15 protein-coding genes, 1 pseudogene and 1 other annotated feature are annotated in these 16,981 nt (G+C 69.2%); of the genes and pseudogenes, 8 read left to right on the forward strand and 8 right to left on the reverse strand.

Features of this window, described 5'->3' with window-relative positions; translation table 11 throughout:
• Window positions 1-45: 45 nt before the first annotated feature.
• Complete coding sequence (locus tag ACQBAU_RS09605; RefSeq protein ID WP_434551290.1) at window positions 46-402, reverse strand: RNA polymerase-binding protein RbpA; 357 nt, start codon at window positions 400-402, stop codon at window positions 46-48.
• Between the two features lie 263 nt (window positions 403-665).
• Between ACQBAU_RS09605 and ACQBAU_RS09610 the strand changes: the two genes are divergently transcribed.
• The 3 genes and pseudogenes from ACQBAU_RS09610 (at window position 666) to ACQBAU_RS09620 (ending at window position 3,328) form a co-directional block, all read left to right on the forward strand.
• Window positions 666-1,586, forward strand: a complete 921-nt coding sequence (locus ACQBAU_RS09610; RefSeq protein ID WP_465259344.1) for an integrase catalytic domain-containing protein — start codon at window positions 666-668, stop codon at window positions 1,584-1,586.
• A gap of 18 nt (window positions 1,587-1,604) precedes the next feature.
• A pseudogene (locus ACQBAU_RS09615) lies at window positions 1,605-2,891 on the forward strand (IS3 family transposase).
• Window positions 1,874-2,008: a sequence feature (AL1L pseudoknot), on the forward strand. Its footprint overlaps the pseudogene before it by 135 nt.
• Complete coding sequence (locus tag ACQBAU_RS09620; RefSeq protein WP_465259345.1) at window positions 2,888-3,328, forward strand: hypothetical protein; 441 nt, start codon at window positions 2,888-2,890, stop codon at window positions 3,326-3,328. Before ACQBAU_RS09615 ends, ACQBAU_RS09620 begins: the two are co-directional and overlap by 4 nt.
• Before the next feature lie 416 nt (window positions 3,329-3,744).
• On the opposite strand, the gene ACQBAU_RS09625 is transcribed toward ACQBAU_RS09620, so the two are convergent.
• The 5 genes from ACQBAU_RS09625 to ACQBAU_RS09645 form a co-directional block, all read right to left on the reverse strand.
• Window positions 3,745-5,160, reverse strand: coding sequence for an MFS transporter (locus ACQBAU_RS09625; protein ID WP_434551289.1), 1,416 nt, complete (start codon window positions 5,158-5,160; stop codon window positions 3,745-3,747).
• Window positions 5,161-5,227: 67 nt separating this feature from the next.
• Entirely contained in the window at window positions 5,228-6,013 is a 786-nt protein-coding gene (locus ACQBAU_RS09630) for a glycerophosphodiester phosphodiesterase family protein (RefSeq protein WP_434551288.1), read from the reverse strand.
• 119 nt (window positions 6,014-6,132) lie between these two features.
• On the reverse strand, window positions 6,133-6,582 hold the full coding sequence (locus tag ACQBAU_RS09635; protein ID WP_465257007.1) for a PGPGW domain-containing protein: 450 nt from the start codon (window positions 6,580-6,582) through the stop codon (window positions 6,133-6,135).
• 49 nt (window positions 6,583-6,631) lie between these two features.
• Window positions 6,632-7,486 (reverse strand): pyridoxal kinase PdxY, encoded by an 855-nt coding sequence (gene pdxY / locus ACQBAU_RS09640; protein WP_434551286.1) that lies wholly within the window; start codon window positions 7,484-7,486, stop codon window positions 6,632-6,634.
• 8 nt (window positions 7,487-7,494) lie between these two features.
• Window positions 7,495-9,024 carry a helix-turn-helix domain-containing protein gene (locus tag ACQBAU_RS09645; RefSeq protein WP_434551285.1) on the reverse strand — a complete coding sequence of 510 codons (1,530 nt, stop codon included), beginning with the start codon at window positions 9,022-9,024 and terminating at the stop codon, window positions 7,495-7,497.
• A 124-nt stretch (window positions 9,025-9,148) separates the two neighbouring features.
• On the opposite strand from ACQBAU_RS09645, the gene lpdA reads away from it, so the two are divergent.
• Genes lpdA through ACQBAU_RS09660 form a run of 3 tightly spaced genes read left to right on the forward strand, consistent with a single transcriptional unit; the run spans window position 9,149 to window position 12,320 of the window.
• Complete coding sequence (gene lpdA / locus ACQBAU_RS09650; protein WP_434551284.1) at window positions 9,149-10,549, forward strand: dihydrolipoyl dehydrogenase; 1,401 nt, start codon at window positions 9,149-9,151, stop codon at window positions 10,547-10,549.
• A gap of 8 nt (window positions 10,550-10,557) precedes the next feature.
• Window positions 10,558-11,601: a hypothetical protein gene (locus ACQBAU_RS09655; protein WP_434551283.1), complete on the forward strand. Its 1,044-nt coding sequence runs from the start codon at window positions 10,558-10,560 to the stop codon at window positions 11,599-11,601.
• A 47-nt stretch (window positions 11,602-11,648) separates the two neighbouring features.
• Window positions 11,649-12,320, forward strand: a complete 672-nt coding sequence (locus ACQBAU_RS09660) for an HhH-GPD-type base excision DNA repair protein (protein WP_465257008.1) — start codon at window positions 11,649-11,651, stop codon at window positions 12,318-12,320.
• Here the strand turns inward: ACQBAU_RS09660 and ACQBAU_RS09665 are convergent, their stop codons facing one another.
• A complete protein-coding gene (locus ACQBAU_RS09665; RefSeq protein WP_465257009.1) occupies window positions 12,321-13,610 on the reverse strand; it encodes an AI-2E family transporter in 1,290 nt (429 codons plus the stop codon).
• A 153-nt stretch (window positions 13,611-13,763) separates the two neighbouring features.
• On the opposite strand from ACQBAU_RS09665, the gene ACQBAU_RS09670 reads away from it, so the two are divergent.
• Complete coding sequence (locus tag ACQBAU_RS09670) at window positions 13,764-14,801, forward strand: formylglycine-generating enzyme family protein (protein WP_434551280.1); 1,038 nt, start codon at window positions 13,764-13,766, stop codon at window positions 14,799-14,801.
• A 93-nt stretch (window positions 14,802-14,894) separates the two neighbouring features.
• Window positions 14,895-15,317 (forward strand): hypothetical protein, encoded by a 423-nt coding sequence (locus ACQBAU_RS09675; RefSeq protein WP_434551279.1) that lies wholly within the window; start codon window positions 14,895-14,897, stop codon window positions 15,315-15,317.
• Between the two features lie 15 nt (window positions 15,318-15,332).
• Here ACQBAU_RS09675 and ACQBAU_RS09680 read toward each other — a convergent pair whose 3' ends face one another.
• Window positions 15,333-16,811: a M81 family metallopeptidase gene (locus ACQBAU_RS09680; RefSeq protein ID WP_434551278.1), complete on the reverse strand. Its 1,479-nt coding sequence runs from the start codon at window positions 16,809-16,811 to the stop codon at window positions 15,333-15,335.
• Window positions 16,812-16,981: the final 170 nt, after the last annotated feature.

Here is a 16,981-nt window from a genome sequence, read left to right on the forward strand (position 1 = left end):
GTGCCCCGCCCGGTCACCCGGGCGGGGCACCTTCAGCGTGCCAGATCAGACGGATCGCGGTCCCGGCCCGATCTGGCCGTCCCGGAGGAGGGTGAGCCGCTCGGTCAGCAGCTCCTCCAACTCGGCGATGGAACGACGCTCACGCAGCATGTCCCAGTGGGTACGCTGCGGCTTCGTCTCCTTGGGCTCTGCCACGACACCGTCGGTCCGCTTGGAGACCAGCCCACAGCGCGGGCACTCCCACGCCGTCGGGGTCTCCGCCTCTTCGGCGAAGGTGAGGTCGAAGTGGTGCCCCTTGGGGCAGTCGAACCCGAGTTGGCGCCTCGGTGCGAACTCGACGCCGGTCTCGTCCTCGAAGCTCTTGGATCCCAGTCCAGCACCTCGTAGTGCGCGATCAGCCATACTTCCTCCCAAAATCCTGGAGGCGGTTCCCTCCACCCGTTAGAACCGCCGAGACCGTCAAAATGTTCCCCGAACGGCGAGATTCGTTCATCTCGCCGTGGTCCGGGCGTCCACGACTCGTGGTTGGCAACAGCCCGCAACCCGTCAACGGTAGCGCGATCTGTGGTGCGGCGTCATCTTGCCGCGTTGACTCATCCAAGATGCCCGCGTGGGTCGGTTCGTTGCCTCATCTCAAGATGCCCGCGTGGGGAACCCTTTGGTGGATGGAGTTGACGATGGCGGCTCGGCGGGCGATCACGCAGGCGCAGGTGGCGAAGTGGCCGAAGGCGACCAGGGCGGAGAAGACCGAGATCTTGGACGCGGTCTGCCAGGTGACGGGCTGGCATCGTGACCATGCCCGCAAGGCGATCCGGACCCTGGTGGCCGATCCGGGGGCGGCGAGCAGGCCACGGAAGCGTCGGGCCCCGGCCCGGACCTATGACGACGACGTGACCGCGCTGCTGGTGCAGTGTTGGTCGGCGCTGGACGGCCCGGCCGGCAAACGGCTCCACGCGGTGCTGCCCGAGGTGGTCGCCAACATGGCGCGGCACGGCCGGCTGACCGGGGTCGACGACGGCGTGGTCGACCAGCTGCTCGGCATGTCGGCGGCGACGATGGACCGCCGGTTGGCGCCGGCCCGGCAGGGGCTGGTCGCCGGGAAGGGGATCTCCCATACCCGGCCCGGGTCGATGTTGAAGTCGTCGATCCCGCTGAAGACGTGGGCGGAGTGGAATGACACCGAGCCCGGCTTCATCCAGATCGACCTGGTCGGTCACGAGGGTGGTGACAACAACGGCGACTTCCACTACAGCCTGGACGCCACCGACGTCGCGACCGGCTGGACCGAGACCATCACCGTGCGGTCCAAGGGGGAACGGATCGTCGCCGCCGGGCTCGAGCAGTTGTGGCTGCGGTTCCCGTTCCACATCGCCGGTGTCCATTCCGACAACGGGTCCGAGTTCATCAACCACCACCTCCGCCGGTGGTGCGAGACCCGTCAGGTCACCCTCACCCGGGGCCGCGCCAGCCACTCCAACGACCAGGCCCACGTCGAGCAGAAGAACTGGTCGGTGGTCCGCCGCACCGTCGGCTACTACCGCTACGACACCCTGAAGCGCCCCAGGTTTGATGCCGCATCTTTGTGAGTTGGAAGGATGCAGTCCATGCCCAAGAAGATCGATGGCGAGCTCAAGGCTCGCGCTGTCCGGCTGGTCGCCGAGCACCAGCAGGAGTATCCGTCGCTGACCGCTGCCTGTGAGGCGGTGGCTCGGCAGCTCGGCATCGGCAAGGAGTCTGTTCGCCGTTGGGTGCGACAAGCTGAGGTCGACTCGGGTCTGCGGCCCGGTCTCACATCGACGGAAAACGAAGAGATCAAGAAGCTGAAGGCGGAGAACCGTCGGCTCCGTGAGGACGTGGCGATCCTACGCGCGGCCACGTCTTTCTTCGCGGGGGAGCTCGACCCCCGCAGCCGCTGATCATGGGATTCATCGACACCATGCGCGAGCAAGGCCATGCGGTCGAGTCGATCTGCCGGGTCCTGCGTGAGCAGGGCTGCCAGGTCGCCGCGCGGACCTACCGAGCCTGGAAACGCGCTCACCTGAGGATCGCTGCTCAGACGATCACTGACGCGATCGTCGAGGACAAGATTCGTGACCTGGCCTGGCCTGGCCATCGATGAGCGCGACGGCCGACGCAAGCTGACTCCCGAGGGCCTCTACGGTCGGCGCAAGATGACCGCGCTGGTCCGCCGGCACCTGCCCGAGGCATCCCCGGGCAGCGTCGATCGGGCGATGAGAAGCCTTCAACTGAGCGGGATCCGCCGCAGCAAGAAGCTGCGCACCACGATCCCGGCCAAGAACGGTAATCGCGCCGGGGACCTGCTGGATCGCGACTTCACCGCCCCGGCCCCCAACCGGGTCTGGGTCGCCGACTTCACCTACTGCCGCACCTGGGCCGGCTGGGTCTATGTCGCCTTCATCGTCGATGTGTTCGCCCAGAAGATCGTGGCCTGGCACGCCGCGACCGTCCGCGACGTCGACCTGGTGATGACCCCGCTGCGGATCGCGTTGTGGCAGCGCGGCCGCGACGGCACCCCGATCACCCGCGAAGAGCTGATCTGTCACTCTGATGCCGGCCGACAGTACACCGCGATCCACTACACCGAGCACCTCGCGCTCGAGGGCATCCACCCCTCGATCGGGTCGGTCGGCGATGCCTACGACAACGCGCTGATGGAGACGATCATCGGCCTGTTCAAGACCGAGTGCATCCGCACCACGGTCTTCCACGACGGTCCCTACAAGACGATCGCCGACGTAGAGTACGCCACCGCCGGCTGGGTCGACTGGTACAACCAGCGGCGCCTGCACAGTAGCCTCGACTACATGACCCCGGCCGAGTTCGAGGCCGCCCACTACGCGACCCTCACCCGAGAGCCGCAACCCGTATGAGAGCGGCAGAGAACCTGGGGCGCTTCACCCCCCGAGAGCTCGCCCTGCTCAACCAGCTGTGGCCGTTGGTGTCACTACAGGTCAACCTGTTCCTGCCGCAGCAGAAACTCCTCTCCAAGACCCGACACGGGGCGAAGGTGACCAAACGCCACGACACCGCCACCACTCCGCACCACCGACTCGAACGCGACCACAGCGACCTGCTCGACCCCCACGACCAGGCCCGGCTCGCCGCCCTCCACCACGACACCGACCTGGTCGAGCTGAAACACCGCATCAGCGACATCCAGGGCAACCTGCTCGAACTCGCCCGCCGACGCGGCACGATCCAACGCCGCGCCAAGACCAACCACATCTACCTCAGCCGCAAAAAACTCGACAAACCCAAGCGGGCATCTTCAGATGAGTCAACGAAGCACACCAAGCGGGCATCTTGACATGAGGCAACGGGCTTGCCCAGGTCAGCCTGTGGGTGGTCACCAGATCGCTGTCCATCATCGACCGGGTAGTAGGAGAGGGATCGGCCCCGTACGATCACCCTCCAACTGTCCTCTCGCCGGGACGGGCCCTCGCCAACTGCCCACTCGCCGAGTCGGGCCCTCGCCAACTGCCCACTCGCCGGGACGGGCCCTCGCCAACTGCCCTCTCGCCGGGACGGGCCCTCGCCAACTGCCCACTCGCCGGGACGGGCCCTCGCCAACTGCCCACTCGCCGAGTCGGGCCCTCGCCAACTGCCCACTCGCCGGGGCGGGCCCTCGCCAACTACCCACTCGCCGGGGCGGGCCCTCGCCAACTACCCACTCGCCGAGACGACACCTCGCCAACTACCCCTCGGCGCCGCGGACCGACCATGTCACAGCCGGGCCTTCCCACGAGCCGGAGAGTGCACGAGCAGGAGTGCGGCCAGGCCGAGCCCGAGCACGATCACGATGCCCAGGATGCCGAGCCGGTCACCGCCGAACTGGGCGAACACCGCGAGCAGGGCGGGGGAGAGGAACGACACCGCCCGGCCGGTCGTGGCGTACAGGCCGAACATCTGCCCCTCCCGACCGGGTGGCGACACCTGGGCCAGGAAGCTGCGCGAGGACGACTGGGCCGGTCCCACCCACAGGCACAGGATCAGGCCCAGCACCCAGAACACGGCGGTCGAGTAGACGAACAGCAGGGCGATCGCGGTCGCCATCAGTCCGATCAGGGAGACCACGATGATCGTCTTGGGACCGAGTCGGTCCTCGAGCTGCCCGCCGGCGAAGGCGCCGATCGCCGCCACCACGTTCGCCGCGACGCCGAAGATCAGGACGTCGGAGGTCGACAACCCGTACACGGTGACGGCCAGTACGGCGCCGAAGGTGAACACCGCCGCCAGGCCGTCGCGGAACAGCGCACTGGCACCGAGGAAGAAGACGGCGTTGCGGTCGTTGCGCCACAGCTCGAGAACGTCCCGGAAGAGCACCCGGTACGACTGGACGAAGCCGACCTTCGGAGCGTCGGGACGCCGTGGCACCTCGGGAACGAAGATGAACAGCGGGATCGCCGAGAGTGCGAACCACACGGCGGCCACCAACGCCACCACGCGATAGCGCAGCCCTTCCTCCGAGGTGACGCCGAACCAGCCGACCTCCGGGCTGATCAGCCCGACGAAAAGGATCAGCAGCAAGAAGATGCCGCCGACGTAGCCCAGCGCCCAGCCGAACCCGGAGACCCGGCCGACGGTCTTCGGCGTCGACACCTGTTGCAACATGGCGTTGTAGGAGACCGCGCCGATCTCCATGAAGATGTTGCCCAGGGCCAGCAGCAACAGGCCGAGCCACAGGTACGAGCGGTCGTCCTTGACCAAGAACATGGCGCACATCGCCAACACGGTGAGTGCGGTCCACAACCCCAGGCTGGCCTTGCGTCGACCCCCGGCATCGGCGCGCTGCCCGAGCACGGGCGCCAGCAGCGCGATGAAGACCCCTGCCGCCGCGGTCGTCCGGCCGAGCCAGGCCGTACCGCTGAGTGCCCCGGCGGGGGCACCGTTCTCGGCGACGACGTCGGTCAGGTAGGTGGCGAACACGAAGGTGGTGATGACGGCGTTGAACGCCGCCGACCCCCAGTCCCACATGGCCCAGGCAAGGGTCCGGCGCTTGGGCGGGTGCTCGGCGAAGACCGCCTCGTGGCCCGGTGCGACGGTGGCCGTCCCGCCGGGCGACCCGACGTCGGGTGAGTCGGAGACGTCGGGTGAGTCGGGTCCGTCGGACCCCGTGCCCCCATCAGAACCGGCGCTCATGCCTACCCCTCGTCCCCGTGTCGTGCGTGATCCGTGCTGGTGGTGACGTGCCGACGTCACCGGCAGGCTACTGGTCCCAGAGGCCGCGTTCGACCAGGACCTCGCGCAACACATCCGGCCGGTCGGTCATGATGCCGTCGACACCGAGGTCGATCAGCCTGACCATCTCGGCCGGGTCGTCGATGGTCCACACGTGCACCTGTTTGCCGAGTCCGTGGGCGCGGTCGACCAGGGCCTCGGTGACCAGCGTGACCCGGCGGCCGAGGACGGTCGTGGCGACCGGGATCTGCAGGGCCTGCCCGGTGGTGCCGAAGCGGTCGGGGAGGAAGGGGAGGAATCGGGTGTAGGCGACACCCACCTTGCTCATCGACGACGCGACCCGGCGACCCAGCCGCGAGCGCAGCCGCAGCAGTCGACGCACGCTGAACGACGAGACGCACACCCGCTCGTGGACGCCGAGGTGCTCGATGGTGTCGGCCAGCAGGTCGACCGCCCCGGCCGCCTTGGCGTCGATGTTGAACCGGGTGTCGGGGAACGCGACCAGGACGTCGACCAGCCGGGGGATGGGGTCGTGGCCGCCGATCTTCGCCTGGCTGACCTCCGACCACGGGAGCTCGGCGATCTTGCCGGTGCCGTCGGTGACCCGGTCCAACTTGTCGTCGTGGAAGGCGACCAACACCCCGTCGGCCGTGGCGTGGACGTCGGTCTCGAGGTAGCGGTACCCCAGCTCGACCGCCTGGCCGAAGGCGTGCAGGGTGTTCTCCCGGCCGCGGTTGGCCGGCAACTCGGCACCACCTCGATGGGCGAAGGCCAAGAACCCGGCCTCGAAGTACGGATAGTCCCGAGCGAGCATGGGTCCAGTATGTCGGTCCCGACGCTGCGTCTCGTGCCCGGTCACCCCTGCCCGCCGGATGTCGTACGGGCACCGGCCCGATGGCGTACGGGCACCGGCCCGATGGCGTACGGGCAGCGTCACATCCCTGGTAGCGAGGCCAACCAGTCCTGCAGCGGGTCGGGCAGCCAGGTCGGGACACCGGTGACCGCCATCGAGGTGTACAGCCCGGCCAGGATGCCGAGGACGATGGCGACGATGATCACGATCCGCCACGGCAGCGGCAGCTTGGTCGCCTCCCGGACCTTCTTCTTCACCCACAGCATGACGTGCTGCGCCCACTCGAACTCCGAGGCCCAGACCGCCAGGCCGACCAGCAGCAGTGGGATCCCGCCCGGCCCGGGGAACGGCCCGGTCAGCCCGGCCAGGATGATCAACAGCAGTCCGAGGACGGCGACACCGACCCGGTAGAGGAACTGGGTGCGCGGCTTGGAGCGGAGCCGGCGACGCCACGCCCACCGGTCGTCCTTGGCGCTGATCAGGACGCGTTCGGGCAGGTTGTGCCCACCGTCGTCATCCTGCTCGGTCATGGAGAAAGATTAGGTCCGGTCCACAATCCCGGTCACCCCGCGATCCCGGTCAGCGCAGCCGGTCCGCGGTGAAGCGGTGGGACGGCCGGACGAACTCGTCCTGTGCCTCGATCAGCTGCAGCTCGTACGTGCCGTGCCGGTGGGTGACCTCCAACAGGCCGAACACCGAGCTCGCGATCCGGGCCGCCGCCTCGGCGACGTCGCCGGTCTCCAGCCAGTGCGCGAGGAACCCGGCGGCGGTGATGTCACCACACCCGCTGACCTCGATCGGCAGGTGCCCGGTGGTGACCTGCCAGGCACCGGCCGACGACACCACGACCAGCTGCATGCGGTCGGCCGGCGTCTGGTCGAGGGCGACGCTGGTCACCAGCACCACGTCCGGGCCGGTTGCCCGGACCGCGTCCACGGCGGCCAGCAACGCGGTGATGTCGTGCACCGGGCCGCCGGCCAGGAACTCCAGCTCGAACTGGTTGGGCGTGATCAGGTCTGCCCGCGGGACCACCACGTCCCGCATGAACTCCGGGATGCCGGGCCGGACGTAGAAGCCCTGCACCACGTCGCCGAGCACCGGGTCGCAGCAGTAGACCGCCGCCGGGTTGCGCTGCTTCACCAGCTCGGCGGCGCGGAGGATCACGTCACCGACGTCGTCGCCGCCCTGGTAACCCGACAGCACCGCGTCACATCGGTCGAGCACCCCCAGCTCGTCGATCCCGCGGATCACCTCGGCGATGTCGGCGGCCGCCATCATCGGCCCCCGGAACGTCGGATGGCCGGTGTGGTTGGAGAAGTTCACCGTCGGCACCGGCCACACCTCCACCCCCATCCGCTGCAGCGGGAACACCGCGGCGGAGTTGCCGGCATGGCCGTACGACACCGACGACTGGATCGACAGGATCGTCTTCACGCCGGTGGTCAGTCGGTGAAGGTGTCGATCTTGGCGCCGAGCAGGTTGAGCCGGGCCGCCAGGTCCTCGTAGCCGCGGTTGATGACGTACGTGTCCCGCAGCAGCGAAGTGCCGCGCGCCGCCAGCATGCACAGCAGGACGCACACCGCGGGCCGCAGCGCCGGCGGGCAGACGACCTCGTGACCACGCCACTTGGTCGGGCCCTGGACCACGATCCGGTGCGGGTCGAGCAGATCGACCGCTGCGCCGAGCTTGTTCATCTCCAGCAGGTGGATCGCGCGGTTCTCGTACACCCAGTCGTGGATCTGCGTGGCACCGGTGGCGGTCGCCGCGATCACCGCGAAGAACGGCAGGTTGTCGATGTTGAGACCCGGGAACGGCATCGGGTGGATCTTGTCGCGTCGCGCCCGCAGGGTCGACGGCCGTACGGTGACGTCGGCCAGCCGGACGTGGCCGTTGGCGCCGGCGTACTCGTCGGAGAGGGTGAAGTCGAGGCCCATCTCCTCCAGGATCGCGAGCTCGATCTCCAGGTACTCCATCGGGCAGCGGGTGATGGTGAGCTCGGAGTTCGTGACGATCGCGGCGGTGATCAGGCTCATCGCCTCGATCGGGTCCTCCGACGGCGTGTACTCGACGTCGACGTCGATGTCGGCCACACCGGTCACCTCGAGGGTGGTGGTGCCGATCCCGTTGATCTTGACGCCCAGCTTGGTCAGGAAGTAGCAGACGTCCTGCACCATGTAGTTGGGGCTGGCGTTGCGCAGCACGGTGGTGCCCGGGGTCATCGCGGCGGCGAAGAGTGCGTTCTCGGTCACGGTGTCGCCACGTTCGGTGAGCACGATCGCCCGGTCGAGGGTGGCCCGCTCGGGGTCGGCGGTACAGCGGTAGAAGCCTTCGGTGGCGACGACGTCGAGGCCGTAGCGACGCAGGACGTGCAGGTGCGGTTCGACGGTCCGGGCGCCCAGGTCACAGCCGCCGGGGTAGGGGAGATTGAACTCCGACTCCTGGTGCAGCAACGGGCCGAGGAACATGATCACGCTGCGGGTACGGCGGGCCGCCTCCTCGTCCATCCGGTCCAGTTCGAGCCGGGCCGGCCGGACCAGGGTCAGGTCGGCCTTGTCCTCGGACCAGGTCGCCTCGACACCGATGCTGGTGAGCACCTCGAGGATCCGGTTGACCTCCTCGATCCGGGCGATGCCGCGCAGCACGGTGCGACCCTTGTTGAGCAGGCTGGCGCACAACAGGGCGACGGCGGCGTTCTTCGACGAGCGGACGCTGATCGAGCCGCTCAGCTGGTGGCCACCCTCCACGCGCAGATGGGTCGGGGCCGGCCTGCCGACGGAGATCAACTGGCTGTCGAGCGCGGCGGCGATGCGGTTCACCATGTCGAGACTCAGGTTCTGGTTGCCGGCCTCGATGCGGTGGACCGCACTCTGACTGGTGCCCAGTACCTGGGCGAGCTGGGACTGGGTGAGGCCCCGGTGCTTGCGTGCGTCACGGATCAGGCCGCCGATTCGGTCGAGGTAGGTGTCAGTCACAGCGGCCACGATATCCCATATATGAGATTGGGCCGAATCCTGAGGGGCGTTCGGCGCGTTGGCCCGGCTGGTGGGCGTCGCCCCGGCGTACGGCTGCCGGGTCGCTCCTTCTAGAGTAGTGACCATGACCTCACACTTCGACGTCGTCGTTCTCGGCGCGGGTCCGGGCGGGTACGTCGCCGCCATCCGAGCCGCCCAACTCGGCCTCAAGGCAGCCATCGTGGAGAAGAAGTACTGGGGTGGGGTGTGCCTCAACGTGGGCTGCATCCCCACCAAGGCGCTGCTCCGCAATGCCGAGATCGCCCACCTCGTGCAACACGAGGGCAAGACGTTCGGCATGTCCGGTGAGGTGACCTTCGACTACGGGGCCGCCTTCAAGCGCAGCCGTGGGGTGTCGGACCGCATGGTCAAGGGCGTGCACTTCCTGATGAAGAAGAACAAGATCACCGAGCTCGACGGCTGGGGTGAGTTCACCGACGCGAAGTCGATGACCGTCACCGCCGACGACGGCTCGACCCAGCAGGTCACCTTCGACAACTGCATCATCGCCACCGGTGCCACCACCAAGCTGCTGCCGGGTGTGGAGCTCGGCGAGCGCGTCGTCACCTACGAAGAGCTGATCATGAAGGACGCGCTGCCGTCGTCGATCGTGATCGCCGGCTCGGGTGCCATCGGCACCGAGTTCGCGTACGTGCTGGCCAACTACGGGGTCGAGGTCACGATCGTGGAGTACCTGGACCGGCTGGTGCCGACCGAGGACAAGGAGATCTCGGCCGAGCTGGCCAAGGCGTACCGCAAGCTCAAGATCAAGACGATGACCTCGACCAAGGTCGAATCGGTCACCGAGTCCGACTCCGGGGTGCAGGTCACGGTGTCGCCGGCCGCCGGTGGCGACTCGCAGGTCCTCGAGGCCGACATGATGTTGTCGGCGGTCGGCTTCGCGGCGCGTACCGAGGGCTACGGCCTGGAGAACACCGGGGTGAAGCTCTCCGACCGGGGTGCGATCGAGATCGACGAGTACATGCGGACCAACGTCGACGGGCTGTACGCCATCGGCGACGTCACCGCGAAGCTGATGTTGGCCCACCTCGCCGAGGCGCAGGGGGTCGTGGCGGCCGAGACGATGGCCGGTGCCGAGACCATGCCGCTCAACTACGACATGGTGCCGCGGGCCACCTACTGCCAGCCGCAGATCGCCTCGTTCGGCTACAGCGAGGAACAGGCGAAGGAGAAGGGGTACGACGTCAAGGTCGCGAAGTTCCCCTTCAGTGCGAACGGCAAGGCGCACGGCCTGGGCGACGCCACCGGCTTCGTGAAGGTCGTCGCCGATGCGACCCACGGCGAGATCCTCGGCGCCCACATGATCGGGCCCGACGTCACCGAGCTGTTGCCGGAACTGACCCTGGCCCAGCAGTGGGACCTGACCGCCCATGAGGTGGCACGCAACATCCACGCCCACCCGACACTGTCCGAGGCGTTGAAGGAAGGCGTCGAGGGCATTGCGGGTCACATGATCAACTTGTGAGCCGTCGGATGCCCGGACGACTGTCCCGTCGGGGTCTGCTCGGCGCGGGCGGGTTGCTCGCCGGTGCGGTGGTCGGGGGTTGCACCCCGGGGGCCCCGACGGCAGGGGAGACCGCCGGTGGGTCCGGGGCCTCACCGACCGCCGGCCGGACCTCGGCCGGCGGCTCTGCCACCACCGGCACGCCCGGTCCGTCGCCGACACCAACGTCCACGCCGACACCGACACCAACACCCACGCCGACACCCACGCGGGCAGCCCTGCCGCGGGGTGGAGACACCGTGTTCCCGCGGTACCGGTTGGCCGGCTACTGCGGCTACCCGGGGGCCGCCGGGCAGGGGCGGTTGGGCATCGGCAACCTCGACGACCGGGTCGTCGAGCTGCAGGAGCGGTTCGCCGGGCCGTACGGGCAGGACCGCCCGATCCTGCCGCTGCTCGAGCTGATCGCGGTCACCGTGCACGCCAAGCCCGGCCGTGACGGGATGTACCGGGGACGTACCGATCCGAAGATCATCGACGAGCACCTGGCCGCCGCGCGCCGTCACCGGGGCTACCTGTTGCTCAACATCCAACCCGGACGTGCCGACTTCCTGGCCGAGGTGCAGGCGTTGCAGAAGTGGCTCAGCCAGCCCGACGTCGGCGTCGCTCTCGACCCGGAGTGGGCGGTGAACGCCGGTCAGGTCCCGGGCAAGGTGTACGGCTCCACCACCGGGCAGGAACTCGACCAGGTCGCGCGTTGGCTGTCGGACCTGGTCGCCGAGCACCGGCTGCCGGAGAAGGTGATGGCCTACCACCAGCTCCATCCGAGGATCGTCCGGGACGAGGACGCCCTGCAGGAGCACCCCGGCGTGGCGTTGCTGAAGTCGATCGACGGGATCGGCTCGAAGCAGGACAAGACCGACACCTGGCACAAGATCGTCGCGACCACGCCGAAGCACGTGCACATGGGCTTCAAGCTGTTCTACGAGGAGGACAAGGAGGCCAGCGGCCACCTGATGACCCCCGCCGAGGTGCTCGCGTTGAAGCCGACACCGGAGTACGTCGTCTACGAGTGAGGTCACCTCGGCGCACGTGGGCGGCCGGACGCTGCAAGGATGACCCCATGGACGAGACGAACTCGCGATCCCTGTGGCTGACCGGTGACGAGGCCGCTGACGCGCTGCTCGGCAGCGACCCCAACGCCCTGCTGTTGGGGATGGTGCTTGATCAACAGGACCGGATGGAGAAGGCCTTCGCGGGCCCGGCGTTGATCGCCGAACGTCTCGGCGGCAGCCTCGACGTGCACCGCATCGCGGGCATGGACACCGACGAGTTCATCGCCCTGTGCAGTGGGCCACCGGCGATCCACCGGTTCCCCAAGTCGATGGCGCGGCGGGTGCAGGACGTCTGCCGGGTGCTGGTCGAGCAGTACGACGGCGATGCGGCCAACCTGTGGCGCGACGCACCCGACGGCGTCGCGGTCCGCAAGGCGATCATGTCGCTGCCCGGGTTCGGGGCGCAGAAGGCGTCCATCTTCACCGCCCTGCTCGGGAAGCAGTACGGACTCACCGTCCCCGGGTGGCGGGAGGCCGCCGGCGACTACGGCACCGACGGATTCCGTTCGGTCGCCGACGTCACCGACCTGGCGTCGTTGGAACGGGTCCGCCAGACCAAGCGGGACGCCAAGCAGGCCGCCAAGGCCGCGGCCGGCGAGAAGGCCGGTCCGGCCACGAAGGCGAAGCCTGCCGCCAAGGCGAAGCCGGCCACCAGGGCCAAGCCCGGCGCGAAGCGGTAGTCAGACCCGCAGCTCGGTCGCCGGGGGGTCGGTCACCGGGTTGACGGGCAGGGGCGCGGACAGCGCCTTCACGAACGCGTTCGAGAACGCGATCACCGGAATCGCGAAGATGCCGCCCACGATGCCACCGATCGTGATGCCGACCGACAGGCCCAGGATCACCGCCAGGGGGTGCACCGAGACCGCCTTGCCCAGCAGGAAGGGCTGCAGCACGTTGCCCTCCAGCTGCATCACCAGGATGATCGCGCCGAGCATGATCAACGCCTGCACCCACCCCAGGGCCACCAACGCCACCGCGACCGCGACGAAGCCGGTGACCAAGGCACCCACGATCGGCACGAAGGCACCGATGAACACCAGGGCCGCTAGCGCCGGCGCCAACGGGACCCCGAGGATCAGCGCGGCGATCAGCACGCCGACGGCGTCGACCAGGGCCACGATCACGGTCGCCCGGACGTAGGCGATCAGGGAGGCCCAGCCGGTGCGCGCGGCGTGGTCGGTCCTGTCCCGGGCCGCCCGCGGCACGAAGCGCAGCACGAACGCCCAGATCGACCGGCCCTCGTACAGCAGGAAGAACAGCGCGAACAGCGCAACCGCCAGGCCCGCGACGAAGCGACCGACCCCCGCCCCGGCGCTGGCCGCGTACGAGGCGATCAGCTGCTGCGAGTTCTGCAGGAAGTCGGTGATCTGACCGATGAAGCCGTCGACCTGCTCCTGCGAGATCTGCAGCGGACTCTGGGCCAGCCACTCGAGCAACTGGCTGACACCGCCGACGGTCTGGCTGGCGAGCTCGGGCGCGTACGCCACGATCTGCCACACGATCAGCACCAGCACCCCGATCACGATCAGGAAGCCGCCCACCACGCCGATCGCCACGGCCAGTCCGCGTGGCATGCCGAGTCGTTCGAACCAACTGATCAGTGGCTGCAGCATGGCGGCCAGTAGCAGCGCGACCGCCACCGGCACGGTCACCTCGGAGAAGTACATCAGGACGTACCCGACACCGAGCACGGCAGCCGCGATGATCAACATCCGCCAGGACCAGCCGGCGGCGATCTGCAATCCCCACGGGATCGCTCGGTCGAAGGCCGCGATCCGCCGCTCGCCGGTCAGTGCGCCGTCCTTGCCCTCGTGACCCCCGCCCTCGTGACCCCCGCCCTCGTGACCCCCGCCCACGTTGCCGCCGCCCGCGGGGCCGGGGTGCGGTGGGTCGGTCGGCGTCGGCCGGGGCGGCGCCTCGACGTACGGTGCCTGACCTGGTGGCGTCCTGCGGGGGCGGCGAAGTGCCATGTGTGGCTCCTGATGGTCTGGGACCGCGGGTGTCCGAACATCGTGCGGACCGCATCGTACCGGTAGCACCGGCCTCGAACACCGACCCGACCGTCGGTGCGTGCGTCGGTGACACCTCCGTCGCGTCACCGGCAGAACTCCTAGGATGACGCCATGGCTGATGTCCCCGGGTGCTGCGGACCCACCCGTCCCACTCCCTCCGGTGCGGGGGTGCCCGCCGGAGGTGTGGTCGCCGAGGGCGTGGATGCCGAGCGGGTCGGGGCCGGCGCTGACGCAGCCGGGGCCGGCGCAGCCGGGGCGGAGCAGCCGGCCGCGAACGCTCGGGCGGTCTCACACGACTGGGTCACCGTCCCCGGTGGCCGGTTCTGGATGGGCAGCGACGCTGCCGACTCCTTTCCCGACGACGGCGAGGGACCGGTCCGCGAGGTCGAGGTGTCGACGTTCCGGATCGCCGCCACCACCGTCAGCAACGCCGAGTTCGGCGCGTTCGTGGACGACACCGGCTTCGTCACCGAGGCCGAACGGTTCGGCTGGTCGTACGTGTTCCGCGGTCTGCTCCATCCCGACGCCCGCCAACACGTCGTCGACGGCGTCGTACCGGATGCCTCGTGGTGGCTCGGGGTGACCGGCGCCCACTGGCGCCACCCGCAGGGCCCGGGTTCCACCGCACTCGACGACCATCCGGTCGTACACGTGTCGTACGGCGACGCGACGGCGTACTGCTCATGGGCCGGGGTGCGGCTGCCCACGGAGGCGGAGTGGGAGAAGGCCGCCCGCGGCGGCCTCGACCGGGCGGTCTACCCGTGGGGTGACGAGCTGACACCTGGTGGGGAGCACCGGGCCAACATCTGGCAGGGCACCTTCCCGACCGACAACACCGGCGACGACGGGTTCGTCGGGACGGCCCCGGTCCGCAGCTTCGAGCCGAACGGCTACGGCACCCACCAGCAGTCGGGCAACGTGTGGGAATGGACCAGCGACTGGTTCTCCCCGTTCTGGCACCGGCGGGACCAGCCTCGCACCCGGGTCGATCCGCAGGGTCCGCCGCGGGGGACCAGCCGCGTGGTGAAGGGCGGCTCGTACATGTGCCACCTCTCGTACTGCAACCGCTACCGGGTCGCCGCCCGGACGCAGACCACCGCCGACACCTCGTTGGGCCACACCGGCTTCCGGGTCGCGACCGACGGCTGAGGGTGCCGGCCGGCGAGTCCGGTCGGAACTGTCACCTCGATCACGTCGGCAGGCCCTGTCACCGACGGGCCCTCCGCGCCTAGGCTGACGTCCATGATCACGATCTACTTCGTGGCGGCCGATGCACAGTCGGCCGAACGGGCCGTCGGCGGCGGCCCACAGGGCGAGGACACCGTGGAGTCCGAGGTCGACCCGACGGCGCTGGCCTGGCTCGACGCCCAACTCACCGGGCGCGACCTGGACGACCTGCTGGGGGAGGACCTCACCACGGCCGACGGGTCCGATGCAGCGATGGTCGGACGCAGTGGCGGCGCCTACGTGGTCGCCCTGGATCCGTTGTTCACCACGGAACTGGCACGGGCCGACGTCGACGAACTGCTGCCGACGTGGTTGGAGTCCGACGACGTCGACGGGGCCGATCCCGAGGACATGTCGGACTTCCTGACCGACCTGCAGACGCTGTGCGCGGACGCCGCCGACGCCGGGCACCGGGTGTACTGCTGGGTCGGGGCCTGACGCCGGCGAAACGGCTCAGCCGGCCGCGTAGGTGGTCTCCGGCTCGTACGGGAACATCGGCTGCCGACGCTTGGCGTAGTCGAAGCCGGTGACCGAGGACCGCGTGGTGCCCGGGCTGTCGGCCTCGACGAAGCTCCGGCACACGTCGCCGTAACCGGCCCGTGGACCGTTCACCCCCTTGCCGACGATGACCTGCTGCGCGGTCGGGTCGATGCCGAGGGTGACCAGCTGCTGGGCGCTGACCGGCTGGGTCCGGCGGCTGGTGACCACCACGGTGACGCCCTGGTCGGTCTGCACCGCGATCGTGTCGCCGGCGTCGAAGTCGCGGATGCCACCGTGGGCGATCTTGGGCTCGGAGTACCGGCCGTCGCTGCGGGCCAGCAGCGTGCCGCTGATCGGCACCGGCTCGCCGGCCGACTCGGGCAGTCGGGCACCGACGGTGACGTCGACACGGCTGCCGAGCGGTGTGTCGCCGACCGCCCGGACGGCACCGGGATCGTTCACGATCACCACGGAGCGCTCGACCCGTTGTGCCAACATCTCGGCCAACATCACCGTCGAGTCACCCGGCCCACCACCACCGATGTTGTCGCCGACGTCCAGCAGCAGCACCGGCGCCTCGTCGGAGGCGGCTGCCTGCCGTACGGCTTCGGGCACCGGCAACCCGTCGCCCTGCAGTTCTTCGCGCAGCGCCCACACCTCGGCGGCCATGGTTCGGGCCACCTCGAGCCCGGCCTCGGCGGACTCCCGGTGGGTGACCACGACCGACATCCCGAGGAACGGCACGTCGGCGTAGGGGAACCCCTCCATGATGCTGACGTCGGCGACGGCGGGATCGGCCTCCAACTCCCGGGAGCGGGCCAGCAGGCCGGCCATGGGCTCGGTCCGGGTGTCCTGCTTGGTGATCGTGACGACCAGCGGGATCTGCTCCAGGGCGACGTGCATCCGCTGCTGGGCGCCGATCATCTCCAGCACCAACTGCTGGCACTCCTGACCCCGTTCGTCAGCGTCGACGTGCGGGTTGGTCTGGAACGGCAGCACCGCGTCGACGACGTCGGTCAGGCCGTGGTCGACGTTGCCGTGCATGTCGAGCACGATGCCGATCGGGACGTCCTGGCCGACCGCGGCACGGACGGCCTTGGCGACCGCGGCGTCGCCGTCGTCGTGGTGCTGCAGGACACAGGCACCGTGCAGTTGCAGCAGGACGCCGTCCCAGGGGCCCTGCTCGGTGAGCAGTTGGACCATCCGGGCGATGACCTGCTCGAAGTCGGCCTCGGGCATCGGGGCGCACGGCACCGCACCGGCCAGGATCAGCGGCACCAGCTCGACCCCGGCCGCAGGGGTCAGGAAGCCCCCCATGACTGACCGCGTGCCCTCGTGCGCAGCGCGCAGGGCCTCGGCTTCGATCCCCGGCCCGAAGTCGGCGACGGTGAACGCCTGACTGGCATAGGTGTTGGTCTCATGGCTGAAGCCGAGTAGGGCCAGACGCGTCACAGGAACCTCCGACAGTGGTTGAAATCGCTGTTTCAGAGACGCTACCAGCCGGGTCGGCGGCGTCCAGTTCTCGGTCGGTCGGTTGGCCCGGCGGGGCATCCCCGGGTTGTACCGCGTGGCATGATTGTCGTGGCCCGGCCGTGTGACGAGGGCGGATACGCCATTCGCCC

Source organism: Carbonicoccus niuqiaonis (genome assembly GCF_050157065.1).
Classification (GTDB): Bacteria; Actinomycetota; Actinomycetes; order Propionibacteriales; family Propionibacteriaceae; genus Avipropionibacterium.